This window comes from Ruegeria sp. CDSC002 (assembly GCF_059610905.1).
On sequence record NZ_JBXWOM010000002.1, the window covers coordinates 219,292 to 235,433 of the forward strand.

The 16,142-nt window shown below is 51.2% G+C and carries 13 protein-coding genes; 3 read left to right on the forward strand and 10 right to left on the reverse strand.

Annotated features, from left to right (window positions below; translation table 11 throughout):
* Window positions 1–185 precede the first annotated feature (185 nt).
* From AC2FJE_RS05145 to AC2FJE_RS05155, 3 genes are all read left to right on the forward strand, one after another.
* Complete coding sequence (locus AC2FJE_RS05145) at window positions 186–1,472, forward strand: O-antigen ligase family protein (RefSeq protein ID WP_496755423.1); 1,287 nt, start codon at window positions 186–188, stop codon at window positions 1,470–1,472.
* Window positions 1,473–1,646: 174 nt separating this feature from the next.
* Window positions 1,647–2,561, forward strand: coding sequence for a sugar phosphate nucleotidyltransferase (locus AC2FJE_RS05150; protein WP_282170098.1), 915 nt, complete (start codon window positions 1,647–1,649; stop codon window positions 2,559–2,561).
* Between the two features lie 169 nt (window positions 2,562–2,730).
* Window positions 2,731–3,879: a glycosyltransferase family protein gene (locus tag AC2FJE_RS05155; RefSeq protein ID WP_496755425.1), complete on the forward strand. Its 1,149-nt coding sequence runs from the start codon at window positions 2,731–2,733 to the stop codon at window positions 3,877–3,879.
* A 166-nt stretch (window positions 3,880–4,045) separates the two neighbouring features.
* Here the strand turns inward: AC2FJE_RS05155 and AC2FJE_RS05160 are convergent, their stop codons facing one another.
* The 10 genes from AC2FJE_RS05160 to AC2FJE_RS05205 form a co-directional block, all read right to left on the reverse strand.
* On the reverse strand, window positions 4,046–5,395 hold the full coding sequence (locus tag AC2FJE_RS05160) for a UDP-glucose dehydrogenase family protein (RefSeq protein WP_496755426.1): 1,350 nt from the start codon (window positions 5,393–5,395) through the stop codon (window positions 4,046–4,048).
* Window positions 5,395–6,504 carry an NAD-dependent epimerase/dehydratase family protein gene (locus tag AC2FJE_RS05165; protein ID WP_496755427.1) on the reverse strand — a complete coding sequence of 370 codons (1,110 nt, stop codon included), beginning with the start codon at window positions 6,502–6,504 and terminating at the stop codon, window positions 5,395–5,397. Before AC2FJE_RS05165 ends, AC2FJE_RS05160 begins: the two co-directional genes overlap by 1 nt.
* Window positions 6,505–6,815: 311 nt before the next feature.
* On the reverse strand, window positions 6,816–7,514 hold the full coding sequence (locus AC2FJE_RS05170) for an SDR family NAD(P)-dependent oxidoreductase (RefSeq protein ID WP_496755428.1): 699 nt from the start codon (window positions 7,512–7,514) through the stop codon (window positions 6,816–6,818).
* Window positions 7,511–8,809, reverse strand: a complete 1,299-nt coding sequence (locus tag AC2FJE_RS05175; RefSeq protein WP_496760715.1) for a DUF4910 domain-containing protein — start codon at window positions 8,807–8,809, stop codon at window positions 7,511–7,513. The genes AC2FJE_RS05170 and AC2FJE_RS05175 overlap by 4 nt, the downstream gene beginning before the upstream one ends.
* Before the next feature lie 2 nt (window positions 8,810–8,811).
* Entirely contained in the window at window positions 8,812–10,080 is a 1,269-nt protein-coding gene (locus AC2FJE_RS05180; RefSeq protein ID WP_496760716.1) for a methyltransferase domain-containing protein, read from the reverse strand.
* Between the two features lie 430 nt (window positions 10,081–10,510).
* On the reverse strand, window positions 10,511–11,386 hold the full coding sequence (locus AC2FJE_RS05185) for a hypothetical protein (protein WP_496755431.1): 876 nt from the start codon (window positions 11,384–11,386) through the stop codon (window positions 10,511–10,513).
* Between the two features lie 12 nt (window positions 11,387–11,398).
* Window positions 11,399–12,496: a Gfo/Idh/MocA family protein gene (locus AC2FJE_RS05190; protein ID WP_282170090.1), complete on the reverse strand. Its 1,098-nt coding sequence runs from the start codon at window positions 12,494–12,496 to the stop codon at window positions 11,399–11,401.
* A gap of 604 nt (window positions 12,497–13,100) precedes the next feature.
* A complete protein-coding gene (locus AC2FJE_RS05195) occupies window positions 13,101–13,760 on the reverse strand; it encodes a hypothetical protein (RefSeq protein ID WP_282170089.1) in 660 nt (219 codons plus the stop codon).
* A gap of 5 nt (window positions 13,761–13,765) precedes the next feature.
* Window positions 13,766–14,623, reverse strand: a complete 858-nt coding sequence (locus AC2FJE_RS05200; protein ID WP_496755432.1) for a hypothetical protein — start codon at window positions 14,621–14,623, stop codon at window positions 13,766–13,768.
* Between the two features lie 344 nt (window positions 14,624–14,967).
* Window positions 14,968–16,101, reverse strand: coding sequence for an aminotransferase class I/II-fold pyridoxal phosphate-dependent enzyme (locus AC2FJE_RS05205; RefSeq protein ID WP_496755433.1), 1,134 nt, complete (start codon window positions 16,099–16,101; stop codon window positions 14,968–14,970).
* Between the last annotated feature and the right edge of the window lie 41 nt (window positions 16,102–16,142).

Below are 16,142 nucleotides of genomic sequence, written 5' to 3' on the forward strand. Positions count from 1 at the left end.
TCTTACATTTGGGATTAACTGGTCACTATTGTCTATGGGAACGATATCTGAGCCTACGACCGTGCAGCGAAGCGGTGCTTGTAGACAAGCGTCCGCCATCTTTGTACGGTTTTGTGGCTTCAGCAGCCCTCTTCTGCTGAGTGATCCTTTTTTGTGAACGTCTCTTTCATCGACCAGTTTTTGCCATGAAACCTGTTACCCGCAGCTTACCGTATCAATATCACGCAGGAACATCGTTTAACCACCTTGTGCTTGCTTTTTGCCTGTGTGTTCTGGTGGTGATTGGCACTCACTTTCTGGCAATCGTGTTCTGGCAGAAAGGCATCGCAAACAAGATCGGAGTTCTACTGCTAGTTCCTGTACTTACGATCACCCTATTGTATTTTCGGCACCTTATCCGCGGTGCGGTTTCATCCCCCGAAATCACACTGCTAGTTATTTTTGCATTTTTTTCAGTGCTTTGGAGCGACTTTCCCAGACATTCTTTCGAGCGCGCGGTTCCATTGGTCGTAACAACCGCGCTTGGACTAGTGCTGGCCAGTGTTATGTCCTTACGGGGATTGCTTTTGTTTTTGGCGACATTCTATGGCATCGTGATTTTGCTGGCTATGGTGGCCATCATAGCCTTGCCCCAAGCACGAGGCATTCCACCGTGGGGGAATACATGGAACGGGATTTTCCTGCATAAGAACGGCCTGGGAACTGCGGGGATGTTCGCGTTGCTAACGTGTTCCTATGCATCTGGACAATTCACTGGCAAACTAAAGACTGTCTTTGTTGCGACGGCAATTTTGGGACTATTCCTATTGATTGCCTCAGAATCACGGTCATCTCAGATCATCGCCCTGTTCTCTGTGACAGCGCTGTATGTTAGCAAAATTATGCCTCGAATGGAGACAATTTGGGGCATAGGATACATACTGTTCTCAATGATCTTTGTAGGCATGGTCGCATTTGTACTTGCCTCGACACTTGCAGAGCCTCTGTTTTCACTGATCGGACGAAAGCCCACGTTGTCGGCCCGGATTCCAATTTGGGAATTGGTCTGGCCCAATATTATGGATCGGTTCTGGGTCGGCTACGGATATGCCGCCCACTGGTATGAAAATGCTTCGCACCTGAGTGTGTATTCGAGCAAGGCCAATTTGGGCTTCCTGCCCCACTATTCCCACAATGGGTTGCTTGAAACATTTCTTAATGTGGGCATTGTGGGAATTTCTCTTTTGCTTCTAGGGTTGTTTCGCTTTTTCTTCTCGATGTTTTATGGGCTACGCTTCATCCCGGACCGTGAACCCATAGTCTTCGTTTTCATTTTGGGGATGGTGTTCATCTTCTCAAACATCACTGAGAGCATGGTGATGGAAAGGATGAGCGCCAGCTGGATTTTCTTCGTTGCATACACCACAAAGATGAACCTTGTCGCGAAAGCGCTAAGGGCCTCGGCGCGGGCGAACTATGCCGCCGCGCATTAGTTTCGGTTTATGTGGGCGGACCAAAACCTGCGATTTTCTGCGACCGTTTCTTTAACGACAACCATTTCAGCAATATTTGGATCCAAGCGAGATTGACAGCTACGGCTGAGTGGTATGGAATTTAGGCATTATCTTTTTAAGCCTTAACGAGTTCCTATTCGGTGGGAGACCCACATGAAAACAGCTATTTTTGCAGGCGGCAAGGGCTCGCGCCTAATCGAAGAAACACGGGTTCGTCCCAAACCACTGGTTGAGATCGCGAACCGCCCGATTTTATGGCACATCATGCAGCACTACTCGACCTATGGGCATCACGATTTCGTACTGGCCCTGGGGTACATGGGCGATCTGATTAAACAGTACATATCGGATCTTTGTCAGCATGACGGAAATCTGCGCGTCGATTTCGCCAAGCGCGAACTGTTTGGCGAGCCAGAGTATCGGAATTCGGCCATAGACACCCAGATGCCGCCCTGGACTGTCGATCTTATTGACACGGGCACCGAAACGATGACCGGGGGTCGGCTGGCCCGTTTGCAACCTTATCTTGGCAATGACACGTTCATGTTGACTTACGGCGACGGGGTTTCGAATGTTGATCTGGACGCGTTATTGGCTTTCCACAAATCTCATGGCAAACTGGCAACCATAACCATGGTCCGGCCGCTAACGACCTTCGGTCACCTTCAGGTGCGCGAAGATGGGCTTGTGGAAGGTTTCATGGAAAAACCAGAAGTAGCGACTGACTGGATCAATGGCGGCTTCTTCGTGCTCGAACCCGAAGTTTTCGACGCGGTTGCAAGCGTCAATGGCGACGACATCATGTGGGAAGAGGGGCCTCTTCCTAAATTGATGGAGCTGGGCGAATTGATGGCCTATCGCCATTCCGGTTTCTGGTACTGCATGGACCACCTAGCAGACAAAAGACGGTTAGAAGAAATGTGGAAAAGCGGGAACCGTCCGTGGGCGACTTGGGAAGAAAAAAATGGCGCTCGGGACGATGTGTCGGGGCAGAATGGAGACAGACACCGGCTGGGTATTGGTCGTGGCGCGCATCCCGGTGATTGGGTGCGATATAAATCACTTTAGTGCCACCTGCCCTCGGGCTGCACAATGCTTCAAGTGGTTTCACTTATGCCTGAAACCCATTGCTGCCTGCGGTACAGTCTGGATGATCACTCGTCATTGAGCGTCGTTTCGGACGGGTGAGAGATTTGTTAATTTTGTGTTTAGTAGGAGTATTAGGTTGACGAGTTCTATGAATTTCAAACAAGCCCGACGAGATGTCTTGATTTTCTCTCAACGCAAGTTGAACACAGGTATTTCACGCTGCTCTGGGTACGAATTCGAAGATGTGGTCGCTCAGGTCGAGGGCGCGGATATCTTGATGCCAGCCCGCGCCCAACAAACGCGCGTTCAGGTTAATCCCAAAAGATGGCTGTCTAAACATACGGGTCTTTTCAAATATTGGACATCTGGCGTGCCGAAGACACGGCTTGAAAAAGACTATGATGTCTTTGTTTGCAATGTTCAAAAACCAATTGAGCTGCTTGCCTTGGATGCCATCCCGAATTGGCGCGAAAGAACGGGTGTAGCAATCTGCGTTCTCGAAGAGGTCTGGGCTGCTGACGTCGCTCTTTATTCCCCTTTGATTAAATCCTTGTCCGAATTTGATCTGATAACCTGCGCGTTTGCTGAAACTTGCGAACTACTGCACCGCTTGACGGGTAAGCCCGTTATCCAAATGCCTGCAGCTGTAGACATGGTGCGATTTGCACCGGCTGCGTCACGTGTTGAAAGGCCTGTTGACGTCTATTCAATGGGTAGAAGGCGTCCAGAGCTGCATGAGAAGCTGGTAAAAGCAATGAAAGCCCGTGGCGGCTTCTACCTGTACGACACGGCGACAAAACCTCCGGTCACCGAGCAGCAATCCGCGCACCGCGAACTACTGGCCAGTATCATCCAACACAGTAAACTTTTCGTAGTAGACATCGCAAAATTTGGCCACAAGGACCAATGCTCAGGACATCTCGCATGGGGGCCCCGACAAATCGAAGGAATGGCGGGCGGTGCAGTTCAGGTTGGATACGCCCCAGAAACACCTGACTACTATCAGTACTTTGATTGGCCCGAAGCAGTGTTCCGTTTGCCTGAAGACTCGGACGAGGCCTTGGAAAGCCTTCTGGCGTTGCTGGACAACCCAGCTGAACAACACCGTAGGCGGAAAATAAACTTCGCGAATTCGCTGCAAAGGCACGACTGGGTGCACCGCTGGGCCAATGTATTGGAGTATTTGGATCTGCCGGAAACCGTAGCCATGATAGATCGCCTCAGTCGCCTGAATGACATGTCCCGACAGCTAGGTATAAGCCAGTCAGAACAGCCCGGCCTCGAAACGATTTCCTAAAACGACTTCAAGCCAAGCAGTTTCGGGCGTTTATTCACGATCCAAACTGTGGACCACTTTGCGTTCTAGGCAATAAGTACGGCCATATACCCTTGGGAACCCTCTTGCGCTCTCCACTCTCTCTGGATCGTTTGTCCGGCCAGGTCGCCTTCGGACGTTTGGGCGATCAGCGCACCAAACCCTGCAACCCAATTCCTTCGTAATTCGCGACACTGTCTTTCGGGATCATCCGACGTCCGTCGATGACCAGCGGTTGTGGGACAAACGTTTTGACCAATTCGGGCAATTTTGAAAACTCGGGCCATCGGGTCACTATCATCAACGCGTCCGCACCTTCGATCGCCCGGCTCAGTTCGTCCTCATAAGCAATTGAGTCGCTAAAATGAGCTTCAGCTTCGTGGCGCGCAACCGGATCATAGGCGACGACCTCAGCCTGTTCGGTCAGCAACTTGTGGACAATGGTCAAAGCTGGGCTTTCTCGGATATCATCAGTTCCCGGTTTAAAAGCCAGGCCCAAGACAGCAATCCGCTTGCCGCGAAGGTCAGGGAAATGAGATTTCAATCGGTCCAGCATCTGGCCGGGTTGTTTATTATTGGTCTGCATTACTGCATTCAGCAAAGGCATCGGAGATCCGGCGTTTTCTCCATACGCAATCAGCGCCTTTACATCTTTGGGGAAACAGCTGCCACCAAAACCGCAACCGGCCGCCAGATAAGTTATGAAACCGGGCCAGATGCGCTCCGCGTTCTCCGGTAGGATAGGAGTAAACCGTTTGTCCAGATGCATACCCTCCATCGCCTCGACTACATCAACTCCCACTTTGGCGCAGAGATTTCCGATCTCATTCGAGAATGAGATCAAAGTCGCCAACAAAGAGTTCGCGGTGTATTTTATCATTTCCGCGGTAGCAGGGTTTGTCCTTACGATATCAACATTAGGAAAAACGGAGTAAAGCTCGTCCATCGCGGCTATCGCACGGTCATCACCTCCGCCGATAACGATGCGGTCAGGATGCATGAAGTCCGTGATGGCTTCGCCCTCTTTGAGAAACTCGGGGTTCATGCCAATACCGAAATCTTGGCCCGCTCTTTTGCCCGAAGCCTCCTCCAGAATTGGCGTGACAACCGTGTCGGTTGTTCCCGGAACGACTGTGCTTTTTACCACTACGACGTGATAGGCATCCTTGTCCTTGATTACCTCACCAATCTGGCGCGACACGTCGCGGATATACCTCAGGTCGATTTCGTTGCCATCGAACGGCGTGCCAACAGCAATCAGCGAAATGTCCGAATTCAAAACCGCATCGCGCAGATCTGTCGTTCCGTGCAGCGTTTGGCCTACAGTCTGGCACAAGAGATCTGCCAACCCGTCTTCGTGAATAGGTGGCGTGCAGGCGTTGATCTGACCTATTTTCTGCTGAACCGTATCGACACAGACCACGTCGTGACCCTTCATTGCCAGACAAGCGCCCGAGACCAACCCAACATATCCCGTTCCTATGACTGATACACGCATCACATATCCTCTGCGTCTCGATTGCCGCTGTACCAAATCATTGCGCGACGCAGCCCCTCGTCCACTCCGATCTCAGGGTCGTAGCCAATATCGGACCGGGCTTTAGCGATGACCGGGCAGCGACGATTGGGATTGTCGACAAGGTAGTCTTTGTCTTCCGAGACTTGAAAAACCGCTTTGCCCTGATAGCCAAATTCGTCGCGGGCAATTGCGATAACACGCTCGGCCAAATTAGCCATAGAGATTTCGGGGTCTTCAATACCAATGTTGTAGGCTTCGCCCGGCTTTCCGTTCAACAGAATCTTGTAGTAACCGCAGACGGCATCCGCGACATAGCAAAATGTCCGAGTGGGCGCGCCATCGCTGAACATCACGATATCGCGTTCAGCAAAGATATCGCGGGCAAAATCCGGCAGCACTCGGCGGTCCGAAATTTTCAGGCCTGGGCCGTAGTTATTGAACGGGCGCGCTATCGTTATCGGCAGATCGTGTTGTTGGGCGAACACTACGCAAAGCGTTTCGCCGTATCGCTTGGACTCGTCATAGCAAGCTCGCGGGCCAGTGCACGACACATTTCCCCGGTACGTTTCCGGAGTTGGAATGTTTTCGGGGGTTGGATCACCGTAGATTTCGGATGTTGAAAAAAAGAGAAAACCTTTGATCGGTTTTTCCTTTGAATGCTGCGCCAAAGCGTAGTCCAACATATACCGCAATCCACCGACATTGGCGTCCATCGTCTTCAGCGCGTGTTGGCGGTAATAGATTGGCGAAGCGATCGAGGCCGCGTGGATGATGTAATCGAAATCGACCATGTCATCCGGCAACGGTTCCGTAATGTCATGGGTTACCAGTGCTAGGTTGTCATCATCCTGTATGGACTTCAGCCAATCCGGTACGCCGCGCATGTAATTGTCAAACACTGTTATCTTGATCGGTGCTTGACCCGAAACGTTGTTCCAATGGACCACGGATTGCACCAAATAATACCCCAAAAAGCCTGCCCCTCCGATAATCAAAAGGCTTCGGCCTGACATGGTTTCAAATTCTGGTCCAAGCTTGGAAGCGATATATTCCAAATCGGTGAACACAACTTCTTGAGCGGTTTTCACGAGGCTTCTCTCTGCAAACTCAATGATTGGTGATACGGAACTTTGAATCTCGCGATGAACACAACGCTGCTTACTGCAGGCATATTCTTTCTGGTTCGAAGTCTTGAAACCAAACGGAGACCTGGGTTGGTGTCGACTGTATTCAACTTGATTCACCGAAGAAAAATTTCATTTAGATCTTAGCATGCACCGCAGTGGATGAAGCAAAAGATTGTTAAGTGAATTCAACTTGCGACCCCGCCAAGTCAAACGGAGTGAATGCTGCAACTATCCAAGTTGCATTGTTGCAGCTTGGTTTTTTACCTGGACGGCTAGAACTTTTTAGCCGGGCGCACATGAATGTCGGTCACTTCCGCTGTGTTTGCCGACAACAAAGACTGCAGCACAATCTGCGATATGTCATCCGGCTGCAGTAGAAGGTCTGGATTATAAGCTCGGTTCTCTTCTGCGAAAATACCTTGCTGCATGGCACTTGCCGTTCGCCCAGGAAAGACGCTTAAGACACGGACGCCGACCGGGTTCAACTCATCACGCAAGGCGTCGGCAAAGGCTTTGAGCGCGTATTTGCTGGCTGAATAGGCGCCGGTGCCACCTCGGGCGTTGTTCCAAATCGATGAGTTCAAAAATACTACCGATCCATGTCGGGCTGATAGCGCGCGCGATAACGCCTTCGTCAGAACCCAAGGCGCGCGCAAATTTATTCTCCACATCCGGTCTAATTCCGTGATCGGCGCACGCGCAACGGTGCCCATGGCAAAGTCGCCAGCGGCGTGAACAAGTATATCAAGCTCATCGATAGTGGATGAAATTTTGTCGGCAGCAGCTTCCATCGCCCCGTCGTCAGAGAGGTCAACTTTATGCCAGATAAGTCGGTCACTCTGTTTCGTTTTACGCGACAATGCATGAACTTCGGCACCTTCGGCCACCAAAGCCTCGGAAATTGCGCCGCCGATTCCGCCGCTTGCCCCTGTAACCAAGGCAACTTGCGACTCAAATCGAGCCAACCTCATGACGCGATTACCAGCAAGCCATGTTGCAGCAAAATTTCAGCCGCACGCGCCACACGATCAAACCCAAGTTGAGATCGCTCCGCGATATCCAAAAGACTGTGATCCCCATCCGAATAGTTCAGCACCCAAAGCAACGCCATCTGCTGCTCCTTGGAATCCGATCTGCCACCAATCGCGTCATACAAGCCACGTCGTCCAAGCATCGGTTCCCCTTTCGGGTTGAGGTTCATGAACTTTTTGTCACGCTCAAGGATATCGATTACCTTCTCCAACCTAGTCAACGAGTCTTCCAACGCTTCCGGTCTGACGAATTCGGGATTGTCCGCCGAGGTATGATACTCTGGGAAACTGGCATATGGCGTTCGGGAAAAACAGCCCATTGGCATGTCAAAGCCCGGCGAACAAAACTGCCTTTCGTCATAACCATAGGGTTCGAATTCCAGCATTTTGTGATCCGGTTGATCCTGAATCACCAATCTGACTGCCCGGTTGATTTCTGTGTCATCTCGGCGGCTTTTCTTGTAGTGAATCGCCCCCGGATCGCCAAGGTTTGCCAGCACCAGACCATGCTTGACCCGGTCAACGGTTGCAGTGTTGCGCGCGAGCCAAGTGATCGAGCCAATTGTGGCGGGGATAAACAGAACACGGATTGTGTGCTGCGGCTGCGGCCCTTCCAATAGTCGACGTGCAAGTTCAGTCGCAACCACAATCGATGATAGGTTGTCATTAGCCAAAGAGGGATGGCAAATGTGGACCGACAGAAGAATTTCATCCTTCGTTTGCCCTGATATGACACACTCAGCGTAGGTGAGAGATCCGTCCTCAAGCGTCGCGTCCACGACGACCTCATATTCCCCTTCCTGCATAGCCTCAAGATCACGGTGCGGCAGACAAAAACCCCAGTTCTCCGCGTAGTACCCGGTTCTATAGGGAATCCATTCGGGATTCGAAGGATCCGAATGCAGGTGTGGCTTCAGTTCCGACAGTGACATACGGGTGTGCACCGGACGACTATAGCTTACGATATGCAGATTGTGCTTTTGGAAATCGATCACCCTGTTCCCGGAGGCATCAGCAACCCAAGCGTCGCGAATGGTCCATTCCTTTGGGACATGCCAATCCAGAACGAGTTCGCCTGAAGGGACCTCGGTGACGGAAAGTGGAATATGCTCGCCTATCAGCGAAAGCGTTTCGCGTACACCTGGGCCCGTGATTGAACGGCATATTGGATATAGGCGAACGAGCTGAGAATGAAGCAACTCCCCGACGGTGGTATCCGCGCGGTCCGCCATCATCACTACTCCAAGACCTTTACTTCGGGCAATGGAACAACAAATCTTCCGCCCCATTCGACGATACCCTTCATCGAGTCCATGATCTCTTCTTTGATGTTCCATGGAAGGATCAGCACATAATCGGGCCGAGTCTCGAAAATCTTATCGGGCGCGTGAATCGGAATACGTGTTCCTGGCAGCAACTTGCCCATTTTGGCAGTGCTCACATCAACGGTGTACTCAAGAAGATCCGTCTTGACGCCACAAAAGTTCAAAAGGGTGTTTCCCTTGGCGGGTGCTCCGTAACCGACGACGGTTTTTCCAGCTTCTTGTGCGTCCATCAGGAACCTCAACAGATCCCGCTTTGTTTTGTGAACCTGTTTCGCGTAATCCCGGTATCGATTGAGCGACGTTAATCCCTTAGCCACTTCGCGAACTTCAAGTTCGGCCACGGATGGCAACACCGGATGATGGGTATCCACGTCCTCCGCACGGCAGGCGAACACTCTCAACGACCCACCTTGTGGCGCGATCTCTTGCACCTCGAAGACCTTGAGCTTGTGGCGTTCAAAAATCTCCCGAACTGCAATCAATGATAGGTAAGAATAATGCTCGTGATAGATCGTGTCGTAATAGTTCTTTTCGATCAGATTCAGCAGATGCGGGAACTCCATTGTAAGCACCCCGCCCTCTGCCAAGGCGGGATGGAAGCCGCTCACAAAATCGTCAATGTCCGGGACATGGGCCAGTACATTTGCACCGTGCAGAAGTTTAGCCTGCAGGCCTTCGCTTTGCAGCCACTCACCAGTTTCACAGCCGAAAAAGCGAATTTCCGTTGGCAAACCTTTTTCGCGCGCGACCTTTGCGACTCCTGCCGATGGCTCAATCCCCAGCGTAGATACGCCATTTGCGTGAAAATATTGAAGCAGATAGCCGTCGTTGCTTGCGATCTCGACAACCCGGTGTTCCGGGCCGATCCCAAATCGTTCGGTCATCTCGGCGACATAGCCTTTTGCGTGATTCAGAATCGTCGACGAAAAGGACGAGAAATAAGCATAATCCTCATTGAATATGGTTTCGCGCTGTTCGACAGCTGGCAACTGGACCAGCCAACAGTGTGGGCAAACATATGCATGAAGCGAATAAAATGGCTCTGGCTCGAGAACTCTGGACGGATCTACATACGAATTCGCCAGCGGCGTGGCGCCTAGATCGACAAATGTTTCGGCTAAACCTTTGCCGCAACCTCGGCACGAAAGCTTGACGCTCTTTGGAAAAACCTGATCGGGCATAACAACATTCAAAACAATGAACAAACACGAATTTGGTAGCATAGATGGAACGTCACCCAAAGCCATTTTTCCTGACTAGGTAGACTCTTAGGTCGCCAATCAAACCTAAGTATCGGTTTCATTGATCTGTGAAAAATGAGGCATATGAAACAGCTGGTCACCGTTTGTTTCTGGCTTTTCAAGATTAGTCAGGAATCATCGGCGCTTAGCGTTCTGGCCCTTAGACCGATTTTAGCACCCGCACTATGGTTGAAAATCACAGCGTCAGCGCGCAGAGCATTGCGCATCGGATTCCGGCCAACCCCACCAGATATGCATGCTCCCGGATCCAAAAAACGCAATTGTATCGGGCATGCCTTATTGTTTGCAAAAGTTTGACAATAAAGACACCAGGAGTGTCGGAACGGCCGAGTAGCTTGACGGGCTCAATTCATGCATTGCGTCGCTCGCCAATGTATTTGTCAACCAACGCCTTTGTCCCACGAATATTTCCCGCGCTTGAAGCCCCGAACACAATCGACTCAACGCCCGGGAGCTCTGATATCCAGTGGATTGCTTCATCTGCGGGGATCGCCCCAGAGGCATAAACAGACATAGCGACAGCCCGCACACGTCCGGATTTCAATGCGTCAAGATAGGCATCATATCCACCAGACATACGGAAGCCGATCTTGTTGATATTCGAACAGATTATTGGGCGTTCAATGCCCTGCTTTTCCAGTATATCAAGAAGCAGCGGCATGTTCATTGTGATGTAAGCAGGCTCGGCGCCGTATTTCTCTTGGATGTGATCGTGGAAAATTCGGAAAGCCCGATGGAACCCCACGCCAATCAACAAATCAGCAAAGACGTTCTGTATGAAAACAACAGGAGTTTTTGCTCCCGTGAACATCTTCATCTCCATATCAATCATTGCCCTGGCGATGCCATCCATTTCTTTTGATGCTAGGGCTTTTGTCCCCGCAAGCGCGGTTGCAAACAGACCATCATTAGGCATGAGGTGTCTTATGGCCCCCAACATACCGTGGTCAGTTACGGCGTTGGCGTATTTATGCGCGTAGGGCATACAGGGGTAGAACTGGAAATCGCTGTAACGAACGGGATCGGCCCGAACACGATCAGCCACTTCTGAAATCTGATCGTGGGTCGTACACATGAAAGTGCGAATACCCACATCATAGGCAACATCCAGAACGTCCATAATCGCGTCAGTTCTCTGAAAACGCATCGCTTGCGCCCGCGCTTTTTCTTCGGACATGTGGTTGACGCCAAAAAACTGATTATCGCCGAAAAGCAACTTATCCACGTCATGCACTCCTTAAAGACGAAACCATCCACGCCTTTTCGCGGGCGCGGGCTGCGTGACGATCGGGGCTTCACCAACAGGCATACCGGTGTCGGCATTGGACAATATCATCGACATAGTTTTGTCGGTTTCGGTGGCAGAAGCAAAATCGTTTAAAATGAGGTCTGGTTTTCCTTGGGCCACAGCGGTGATAAATCCATCAAGCTGGGCTGAGTATTCTTCGCCTCGCAGATAGAACCACACGTCGTCCGTAAGATCTGTCGTATATCTGACGTTCCAGCCTTTGGTATAAGTCGGCAATTCAGGATCAGCATTTCGCAGATAAAGCTGACACTCCTGACGGTCAGCGAAAAGGCGTCCATTGGTTCCAATCATTGTGATCTTCGTCGACATTTTTCGATGGCTCTCGTCAGACCAGTTGACTGAAAGCTGTGCCGTGGGTCCATTATCCCATCGTAGGGTCGACATCACCTGATCATCTGCATCTTCTGAGAAAACGCGCGTGAGAACTGAGCCGGAAACCTGCGTTGGAGTACCAAAGAACCAGTTCAAAAGGTTCAAAGGGTGAGCCGCATAATCATAAAGGCAGCCGCCGCCTTCGGAATTGTCAGTGCGCCATGTGCTACGCCGATGACGCAGTACGACGGGTCCATAAGCTTCGGCCTGCACGTGTGTGATATTACCCAGTGCTCCGGAATTCAGGATTCTCCTGACTTCCTGGAACGCGCCAACATATCTGTAGTGATAGCCAACCTGCGTGACGACGCCCTTGTCTTTCGCCAACTCCGCCAAACGGAGGCTATCCTGCCAGTTAAGGCAAAACGGCTTTTCGCAAAAGACGTGCAAACCTTTTTCTAGGGCGGCGTAGGCCATGGACGCATGCAGACGTGACGGGGTCGCAATGACGACCGCATCCAAATTCTGAGTGGCAAGCATCTTTGCGTAGTCACTGTGAATTGTAACTTGCGCGTTCTTTTTTAGCACATCGCTGATGAATCTGGAATCATCACAGGCTACCGCATTGGCCATCGGATGCACATTGGCTATGGCATAGTGTGACAAGCCCATTTTACCCAGGCCAACAACGGCAATGTTGATTTTGTCCGCCATTCTCCAGTGCACCTCAAACTCATTAAAAAAATTGACGCATGTCGCCACGAAGGTTGCACAAACGTAGACAATTCCAGTGTCATACACCACCGGGCGAAATTCAAATTGCAATGCTAGTACTTTTTGACGCAGTGGATCTTCAGATGGGTATGGGTGCCTCGACAATCATTCAAAATGAACCGTAACAACTTGAAGTTCTTTGTTACCAACGCTGTTACATGCTAAATTTGTTGGTGCGACAGTAAATTGAAGTCTGCAATTACAGCCTCAGAATTAACACAGACGCCGCGTTGACAGCGCGACCTTCAATAAACGCAACTCGATTAGACGACACAAACAAAATCGGTAACAGTTTGAAACCACCCTAGTGTTATGTTTCTAAATTCGAAACACTCTTAGGCAGAATCACTCACACGAAGCCACATACAATGGCGACGCCAAAGGCTCATCGACATGACGCTTGGGCAATACCTTCGATCACCCCTGTGCAAAAAGACAAATAGCAAACGCGTGTCGGTTGGGGTTGACGTGCGCATCAAACGGCCGTTGGACCAGATCCATTGAATTTGTGCATCACCCAACATCTGCTGCTTAATAGAGGCCGCTAACGTTTGGCAAAGGCCTTTTCGTATCGGGCGTCAGGCCAGACGCACAGCAGACCGTTACTTACCCGTGCCAACAGTTCGGCGTCATCTTCGTGGTCCGTCACCACTGTGGCATCATCCAATTGTCCAGCATCAAAATACGCTTCGGCATTCGCAAGCTTGCCTGCGCGGCGCCACTTCCAGCCGGATCTTAAGGAAGCTGCTGCAAGCTCAGGTCGGGTTCCGGGGTAGCATTGCAGTAAGGGCGCGATAATAGCTTCATAACCATTTGAGAAAACGACAAACCGCGCCGGCCGAGCCTTGCCTATTAGGTCCTCAAGTGCTGTGTTGGCGAAAGTGCGACCAAGCTTGGGAGCGATGCGTGCCCAACTGCGAAGGGTCCATGGCATCAACGTCGCGATGGCCATCACACGAAGCCAATCACGATAGTCTCGCGCCCGTCGCCGCCCGCCAATGACCCTCCACGGGCGTGTCAAATCAAGACCGCGCAAGATTGCCGCTGCCAAAGGAGCAGGACGCGCATGGGCCAGAAAGCACTCGGTAGAATTGCGCAACCAAAGTGTCTCATCGAAATCCACGATCAGCAGCTTGCCCGCAGCTTTTTCCATGGCATGTGTGAGCTGTTCAGGAGAAGCAGTTTCGTAAAGGGGACGCTGCATCACCATTAACTGTCCATACCGCCTGAAGACGACCATTTGTCGTGCTGCACATGCTGCATCTCACGTACCACTTTTCTTGTTTGCTTGAACCCTCGCAAGCAGAGCCACCCCAGAATAATGCCCCCGTGAATAAGGTAGCTTTCGCTCAGATTGGATGGCAACAACAATAGCCAGATCGACAAGAACGAGAGTATTCGCAACACTTTAGACGGAAGTCCTACAAGGCCACTGCGTCCGTATCGGTACACGATGTATGGCACCCAACGGCGCAGGCATTGCGCAAATATGAGGGCTGCGCCCGCAGCAGGCAGGTAAAAGAACAGCAACGGAAACCCGTATTTCAGGATCTGTAAGGGTAAATAGACCCATACGCGGCTCAACTTATCGATCCGGTTGTACGCATAATAGACCGCCCGAAGACAACCCAGTAAAGTGATCCAAGTAAGCAGGTATAAGAGTACAAATAGCCCGGTTGCTTCGGGTTCTGTAACCCACGCAGCCAGCAATGCCCCAGGCGCCGCAAACGCCACCGCCCACAACCAAGCTTGGCGTTCGGAGAAGTACGTCGCGGCCCTGTCAAAGCCAGGCGTTACCTTGGCTTCATGTTCAAGGCTTGCCGACACCGCGTCGTTTTCGAAGTAGCCGATCTCGTAGACGGTCCAGAAAGAAATGTGGAAGAAAAAAATGGCTAGGGCGACGCTGATTGGATCCGATGAAAATGGCACGAATGCCAACAGAACCAACAGCAAATCATCGCCAAGATTATCGAGAAAAAACGGTAGGCCGGTAGACTTGTTGCGTTTGAAGCGAAACGAGTAGTCTAGCGGAACATACCTGCGCGGACTTTTTACATTGTTATCCATAAAGAACCTTTTACCGGGGCATTAGACGCACACGCATATCAATCACTATTCGTTTATATTTTGACGACTCTACGATTTTTTGACGTGGTCGCAAAACAGATCAAGTTTCGACATAAGACTGCTGCCGCATTTGCGAATAGATGCTGTTTCCCTAAATCATTGGAAGCAGAACGTTTCTTTCAGATGTAAAGAAGGACAGTTTTTGACGTCTCGAGACCTTTTTGGATGTCGACTGCACATCAGTTCGGGCGGCAGGACGGTGCTTTGCGCGTCAACTCTGGGCCCCTTTCAATCTAGATACCTACTTTCACAATCGCGCAAACCAAAGTCCGAGGCGCATGAAATTATCCCTTGGAAAAATCGCGCGCGACCATTTTCACCAATGCGAGTGGATATCGCTCTCCAATCCCGACCCGGCAACTGCGCCGCAAAATATCCAGTGTTCGCGGGCACATGTCCGGAGCATATTCGATCGGCCGTTGCGCCCATGCCCAAGGATCGACCTTTGGATGGAAGGTCCTTTTTTCCAGGATCGGATCCCAGTTTGAATAAACGTGTTTAGTGCTGTCAAAAACACGACTAACCCCGCGGCGTTCGGCAAAAGCCTCGGCTTCGTTTTCCGTATCAAATGTAACGACGACACCAAGTGCATTCTCGGGGTCATTTTGTGGAGTGAGGGGGAAGCGACCTTTTTCTAGTGCTTCTGTCACCACCTCGTATCGCTGCTTCATACGTGAGATAACGCGGTGCAGTTTAGACAGTTGCGTATTCATCATGGCACCAGAAATCTCGTTTGCCCGCAGATTCAGCCCAATGAACAAAGGAGAGGGTTCGGTAAACGCATCATTCCGATAGGAAATCCCGATGTCGTGGTAGTTAAACGCACGAAAGTAGTCGTTATCGCTGCTTAACAAAACTGCGCCGCTTTCGCCGATGGTTATGTTTTTGTGCTGATTGAAACTGAAGGCGCCAGCGTCGCCAATTGCTCCGCAGTACTGACCCCTGTACTTTATCCCGACGGCCTGGCACGCATCCTCTACAACCAATAAACCGTGTTTCTTCGCGGTTTTAAGTATTGCGTCCATGTTGCACGGGCGGTTGCTCATGTGCACCGGCAAAATCGCCCGTGTGTAGGGTGAAATTTTGTTTTCTATGTCCCTTGGATCAATCGCCAGCGTCTCATCAATTTCGACCAGAATTGGCACCGCCCCAACGTGGACGACTGCCGCCGCGCTTGCCATCCATGTATATGCGGGAACCAGCACCTCATCACCGGGCCCGACACCCAAAGATGCAAGGGCCACGGTAAGGGCCGAGGTTCCGCTGTTAACCATCAGCGTTTGTTTCGCACCGGTCAGTTCGGACAATCGTTGCTCAAAACGGCGACAGTATTGGCCAGACCCAGAGTTTCGAAGCAGATCACCCCGAGCGATCGCTGTTCCCGCTGCCAACCACTCTCTAAATCCCAAACGCTGCACGCGACCGTCCCCCTGTCCCTGTTTTCAGATGGCCGTGCGAA